At 53.9% G+C, this 5,974-nt stretch carries 5 protein-coding genes and 1 tRNA gene; 4 read left to right on the top strand and 2 right to left on the bottom strand.

All coding sequences use genetic code 11. From position 1 onward, the window contains the following. Nucleotides 1-2 precede the first annotated feature (2 nt). A tRNA-Ser gene (locus BP822_RS08740) sits at nt 3-121 on the bottom strand. Between the two features lie 129 nt (nt 122-250). Here BP822_RS08740 and BP822_RS08735 point away from each other — a divergent pair. From BP822_RS08735 to BP822_RS08720, 4 genes are all read left to right on the top strand, one after another. After that, on the top strand, nt 251-1,495 hold the full coding sequence (locus BP822_RS08735) for an amidohydrolase (RefSeq protein WP_273278502.1): 1,245 nt from the start codon (nt 251-253) through the stop codon (nt 1,493-1,495). A gap of 604 nt (nt 1,496-2,099) precedes the next feature. Continuing rightward, the gene (locus BP822_RS08730; protein WP_273271612.1) at nt 2,100-3,356 is read left to right on the top strand and encodes an adenosylhomocysteinase; all 1,257 of its coding nucleotides are present in this window, start codon (nt 2,100-2,102) and stop codon (nt 3,354-3,356) included. Between the two features lie 19 nt (nt 3,357-3,375). Continuing rightward, entirely contained in the window at nt 3,376-4,461 is a 1,086-nt protein-coding gene (locus BP822_RS08725; protein ID WP_013720301.1) for a phosphotransferase family protein, read from the top strand. A 6-nt stretch (nt 4,462-4,467) separates the two neighbouring features. Continuing rightward, on the top strand, nt 4,468-5,487 hold the full coding sequence (locus BP822_RS08720) for a THUMP domain-containing protein (protein WP_013720300.1): 1,020 nt from the start codon (nt 4,468-4,470) through the stop codon (nt 5,485-5,487). A gap of 37 nt (nt 5,488-5,524) precedes the next feature. Here BP822_RS08720 and BP822_RS08715 read toward each other — a convergent pair whose 3' ends face one another. After that, entirely contained in the window at nt 5,525-5,767 is a 243-nt protein-coding gene (locus BP822_RS08715) for a winged helix-turn-helix domain-containing protein (RefSeq protein ID WP_013720299.1), read from the bottom strand. Nucleotides 5,768-5,974: the final 207 nt, after the last annotated feature.

Below are 5,974 nucleotides of genomic sequence, written 5' to 3'. Positions count from 1 at the left end.
AGCGCTGAGGGTGAGATTTGAACTCACGAGGTGCGATGCACCACTGGTTTGCCCGTTCCGCCCTCCTGGAAAGAGGACGAAAGCTCAAGACCAGCGCCGTAGGCCGCTTGGCTACCTCAGCACGCCCTCATGCTTGGAATCGATAGATCTTAAGCCTGACGATACCCCACCTTTAAAGGCCGGCCCAAAAACCTACACTTTATCTGTCAAATCGACAATCTTTTTTATCTTCAGAGCCAATTTTTCTCGGATGCTCATAAAGAATGTCTCCATACTCCAGTCCGGGCATCTCGTGCCGGGGCAGGATATCAGAACCAAGGAGGGCAAGATCGAGCAGATCGGCCCTGAACTGCAAAAAGAGCGTGGCGATGAGGAGATAGAGGGCAAGGGGAAGCTGGCGATCCCCGGCCTCGTAAACTGCCACACCCACCTGGCCATGAGCCTCCTGCGAGGCTATGCCGACGACATGGAGCTGATGCCGTGGCTGGAGGAGAAGATCTGGCCCCTGGAGGCCAGGTTAACAGAGGAGGATGTCTATTGGGGAGTGAAGCTCGGCTGCCTGGAGCTGATCAGATTCGGCATCACCTGCTACAATGATATGTACTACTTCCCGGATGTGACAGCTCAGGCCACAAAGGAGATGGGGCTGCGGGGTTTTATCTCAGGCGTCGTCTTCGACATGTTGCCCGAGCTATTGTCTCAGGTGGAGCCCTTCATCCAGCGTTGGAAGGACGACGAGCTGATAAGGCCGGCTGTGGGCCCCCACGCCGCTTACACCTGCTCTGAGGAGACCCTTCTCCGGGCAGGAGAGATCGCGGACAGGCACCAGGCTATGGTCCATATGCACATCTCTGAGACCCGGAAGGAGGTGGATGAATTCTTGCTAAGCCGGGGCAAAAGCCCGGTGGAGTATCTGGACTCGCTCGGCCTTTTGAATAGCCGCCTTACGGCCATCCACTGCGTCTGGCTTTCTGAAGAGGACTGTTATCTATTGGAGAAGAGAAAGGCCAATGTAGTCTCATGCACGGCGAGCAACCTGAAGTTAGCCTCGGGCATTGCCCCCCTAAACACCCTGATGAAAGCCGGGGTTAACGTCTGCCTGGGAACGGACAGCGCATGCAGCAATAACAACCTAAGCCTATTTGAGGATATGAAGGTCACGGCCATAGTGCAAAAGAATGCCTACCACACCCCTGCCGCATTCACTGCAGAGCAGATATGGCAGTTCGCCACAGATAACGCCTATCAGGCATTCGGATTGAACAACGGAATATCAGTCGGCGCCAATGCCGACCTGGCCCTGATCGACCTGAAAAAACCCTGGTTTTATCCGCAGTCGAATATCGTATCCCATCTGGTCTACAGCATGGCGGGAGGAGTGGACACCACCATCGTCAACGGACGGGTGCTGATGCAAAACGGCATCATCCCTGGAGAAGAGGAGATCCTGGAAAAAGCGCAGCAGCGATTCATTAGGCTGACATCTGAGGATTAGACCATTTCGTGCAACATAAGTGGGACTTTCTCTTGGCTCTTCGCTGAATTATGCGGGTGAGTTAAGGCAGGGACTATGGTCTTTTGTTCCTCTGCGCCTCTGTGGTTGGGTCAGTGCATGGCGTTTCACCACTGAGGCACAAAAGAAACAGAGAATTTCCGATTCAAGTTCACCCATACCAAATAGCATGGAGGCATAAAGATAGATCCACTGCCAAGCTCACCCGTGCTGAACAGCAAGGAAACCCCATCCTCTGGATCACTCTCCCCACTTCGTCCTCATCCCGCGAAGGGGGGCGAGCCTGCCGCCCTGATGGAAGAGGGCGACGCGGACAGAAATCATAGCTTGGGAGAGAATTCCATCTCACGCCGCCATAGCCCGAGGCGGGATGCCTGCCTGCGCGACTGCCCGGCAATCAGGAAGCTGCTGAACCGCCCCATGGAATGGCAACCTGTCCGAATCAAAATATCAGCCCAAAGAGGCTTCAAGGCCCATAACCTGAATTTGACAGATGCAAAAGCCCCTGGCAAGGCCGGGGTTGGGTTTAAGTATCAACAAATTGATCAAGCAGATCAGTCAAGCTAAGAGAATTCAAGGTGATATTTTGCAGGAGAGCGTGGTCAAGGATCTTGCCTTAGCAGAAGCAGGAGAGAAGCGTATCGAATGGGCCCGCAGGCATATGCCGGTACTGGACAGGATAAAGGAGGAGTTCGAGAAGGAGAAACCCCTGAAGGGCGCTCGCATAGTCGCCTGTCTGCATGTGACTGTGGAGACGGCCAACCTTATCACCACCCTGGTGGCAGGGGGGGCAGAGGTGGCGGTGACGGGCTCCAATCCCCTCTCCACCCAGGACGAAGTGGCTGCAGCCCTGGCCGCCCGGGGCCTCTTCGTCTATGCCTTCCGGGGAGAGAATGAGACTGAGTACTACGACTGCATAAAAAAAGCCCTGGAGCTCAAGCCCAATGTAAGCCTGGACGACGGCGCAGACACCATAGCCATAATCCACAAGGAGCATCCGGAGCTTGCCGCTCAGATGTTAGGCGGCTGCGAGGAGACCACCACCGGCGTCGTCCGCCTCCGGGCCATGGCCGAAGATAAGGCTCTGCTCTATCCGGTGATAGCGGTCAACGATGCCGAGACCAAGATGATGTTCGATAACCGCTACGGCACTGGACAGAGCACATTGCATGGCATCATGCAGGCCACAAACTTCCTCTTTGCCGGCAAGACGGTGGTCGTATGCGGCTACGGCTGGTGCGGCCGGGGATTTGCCATGAGGGCCAAGGGGTTGGGAGCAAACGTCATCGTCATTGAGATCGAGCCGCGCAAAGCTTTAGAGGCAGCCATGGACGGCTACAGGGTCATGCCGCTGGGACAGGCTGCTCCCCTGGGAGACCTGTTCGTCACCCTCACCGGCAACATCAATGTGTTAAGAAAAGAGCACTTCGCCCTTATGAAGGATCAGGCAATCGTCGCCAACAGCGGCCACTTCAATGTGGAGATCGATATCCCTGCCCTGGAGAAGATGGCCGGGGAGAAGAATGAGATACAAAATAACGTCACCGAGTATAAGCTCCCCGACGGCCGCAGGCTTTATCTGCTGGCAGAGGGCCGCCTGATCAACCTGGCTGCGGCCTATGGCCACCCCCCAGAGGTCATGGACATGTCCTTTGCCAACCAGGCGCTCTCAGTGCGCTACATTGTGGAGCAAGGCCGAAGCCTGAAAAAGTCGGTCTACTCTGTTCCTGTGGAGATCGACCGGAGAGTGGCTGAGCTGAAGCTCGCCTCAATGGGCCTGGAGACGGAGAAGCTCACCGCAGAACAGGAGAAGTACCTGCACAGCTGGCAGATGGGAACCTGATGATAAGAGGGGAATGGCTATGGATCTGTTAAGGGAAAATCTGGAGGCCTATCTGAGGAGCCTGTATGGTAAGGGCCTTTCCATCGTATCGGTTCGAAAGCTGGGGGAGACCATTCCCACGGCGGAGGATGTAAAGGGATTTGGATATGGATCGCCCCTGATGGTGGACTATAAGCTCTCGGGCAAAAAGGCATCCTGCGTTCTCTCCACCATGCGGGTGCAGCATGGCTTCGGCCACGACCACTTCTCAGACCGGGCGAGGATCCTAATCTGGCAGAATGCCACATTCGCTAGCCTTCCCAAGCACGTCCGATCTTTGGACGTGGGCTACTTCACCCCGGATGGAAGGCTGGTCTCTGCTGGCGATGCATGCGAGTATTTCCTCCTCATGGAGAAGATCGAGGGAAAGGAGTACTTCTTCGACCTGGAAAGAGTCAAAGAGGAGGGAGCAACAGACCTGGATCATGATCGGGTCATTGCCCTCTCCAGCTATCTGGCCCAGATCCATGCCACAAAGGAGGATTGCCCGCCCTTATACCAGCGCAAGATCAGAGAGACCGTGGGAGACGGAGAATGCATATTCGGCATCCTGGACGACTATCCCGATAGCAGCACCTTCCTGGATCCCGATGAGCTGCAGGAGATCGAGAAGGTCTGCGTGGAATGGCGCTGGAAGCTTCGCAGCAAAGTCCACCGCTTATCCATGGTCCATGGCGACTTCCATCCCTGGAATATCATGTTCCGGGAAGGCACCGATTTCTCCGTACTCGATCGGAGCCGGGGGGAGTGGGGCGAAGCGGCGGATGACATCACTGCTCTCGCCATGAACTACATTTTCTACTCAGTGCAAAAGAGCCTGCGTTTGACCGGAGACCTCAAGGACCTGTTCGAGCTGTTCTTTGAGAACTACCTGGATAAGACCGGCGACGATGAACTCTTAGAGGTCATAGCCCCATTCTTTGCCTTCCGGGCGACTGTCGTGGCCAGTCCAACCTGGTATCCATTGCTCTCGGACGATGTTCGAAGGGCTCTCTTCAACTTCCTGGAGAACGTTCTGGCAACAGAGCGGTTCAATTATCGGGATGTGAACTCCTATCTGGACTAAAAAAGAATGAAGAGCTATGCCTTCGAGCTCTCTGGAGAGCATGAGTCTCTGCCCAGATGTGAGGCTATTGCACTGGTGGAGATCTTCTCCGACCGCTATCGTGAGCAATCCTATCTGGACCAGTGCCTGATAGTCGAGGCCGAGGGCCTGGATGTTCGGGCTTTAGGAGATCGGCTGGCAATGACCCACCGGATCATCGAGGTCATGGCGATATGCGAGGCAGACCTCGAGGATCTTGCCAGATCCGTTGCCCTCCTCTCCCTTCCCGATGAGAGCTACAGGATTCGGGCAAGGAGGATCAAGAACGCTTCTCCCAGGGCGGATGCTGTGGAGCACGAGATAGGAAGGGTGCTCTTGGGAAAAGGCATCCGGGCAGACCTGAAAAGCCCCAATATAGAGCTGAGAGCAGTTATCACAAGCGGCAAGATAATCCTGGGAGTGGAAGTGGCAAGGGTAGATCGCAGCTCCTTTGAGGCCCGCCGTCCCCACCTGAAGCCGTTTTTTCATCCCGGAGTCCTCATGCCCCGCATGGCCCGCTCTTTGGTCAATCTAACTCAGATCCGAGCTGGGGAGCGGCTGCTCGACCCGTTTGCCGGAACATGCGGGATTCTGGTTGAGGCCTGTCTGATGGGCATAGAGTGCCTGGGGATAGAGGCTCAAGGCCGGCTGGTGAAGGGGGCAATATGCAACCTGGAGAATATGAATTGCGCCCTGGTATTAGGCGATGCCAAACGCCTTGCTCTGAAGGATGCTTCTATCTACGGTGCAGTGCTCGACATTCCTTATGGAAGGTCTGCCAGGATCCTCGCCTCTTCCAAGGAGGATCTCTTAAAAGAGAGTCTATCGGAGCTATTTCGTGTGATAAGACCTGGCAGACGCATGGTTATCGTAGCCGATGGCCCGATTGACTCCCAGATATCAAATGCCGGATTCAGAGTCATTCAAAGCCATTTGGATAGGGTGCACCGCAGCCTAATCCGCCACATATTCCTCTGCCAGAGGGAAGAAGGCAAAGATAGCATTTAGGATATGCTATCTTGCAGATGCAAGCGAGGAGATATGTCTAGTATATCTCCCTTTGGATCGCTTTCAAGCTCCCCAGCAACTCTTCGCCCTTCTCCGTGGTCTGATAGATCAGATTAGGCTCTCTCTTGGCATTTATCAGACCTCTCTCCATTAGAAGCTTCAAATACGGATCCACCGTTCTGAAGTTGAGATTCGCCTGATATACTATCTTGGTCTTATTTGCTCCCTTGGCACAAACGAGCAATATCTGGGATATAATTAAATCCTTGCTCCGCTTCATCGACTCCCTCCTACACCATTACCTTTTTTTTAAAAAGATTGAGACAAATTTAGCTCAATTTAACTATTTTGTTGTGGCCAGCAACAATTATATGGTCTAAAATAGGATATAAATCTGGTGGATCAATGATATGGTAGATAGATCCGAATCTGATATCAGCAAAAGCATTAATTAATATATAAATAATATAATATATAAAAAGAAATA

The organism is Methanosaeta sp. UBA458 (assembly GCF_002496085.1).
GTDB classification, from domain to species: domain Archaea; phylum Halobacteriota; class Methanosarcinia; order Methanotrichales; family Methanotrichaceae; genus Methanothrix; species Methanothrix soehngenii.
The sequence above is the reverse complement of the archived record's forward strand: the minus strand, read 5'-3'. Positions and strand labels throughout refer to the sequence as shown.

Bases quoted from the DNA above. Each gene is read 5' to 3' on its own strand.
- BP822_RS08735 (WP_273278502.1), top strand. From the start codon at position 251: ATGCTCATAAAGAATGTCTCCATACTCCAGTCCGGGCATCTCGTGCCG.
- BP822_RS08725 (WP_013720301.1), top strand. From the start codon at position 3,376: ATGGATCTGTTAAGGGAAAATCTGGAGGCCTATCTGAGGAGCCTGTAT.
- BP822_RS08720 (WP_013720300.1), top strand. From the start codon at position 4,468: ATGAAGAGCTATGCCTTCGAGCTCTCTGGAGAGCATGAGTCTCTGCCC.
- BP822_RS08715 (WP_013720299.1), bottom strand. From the start codon at position 5,767: ATGAAGCGGAGCAAGGATTTAATTATATCCCAGATATTGCTCGTTTGT.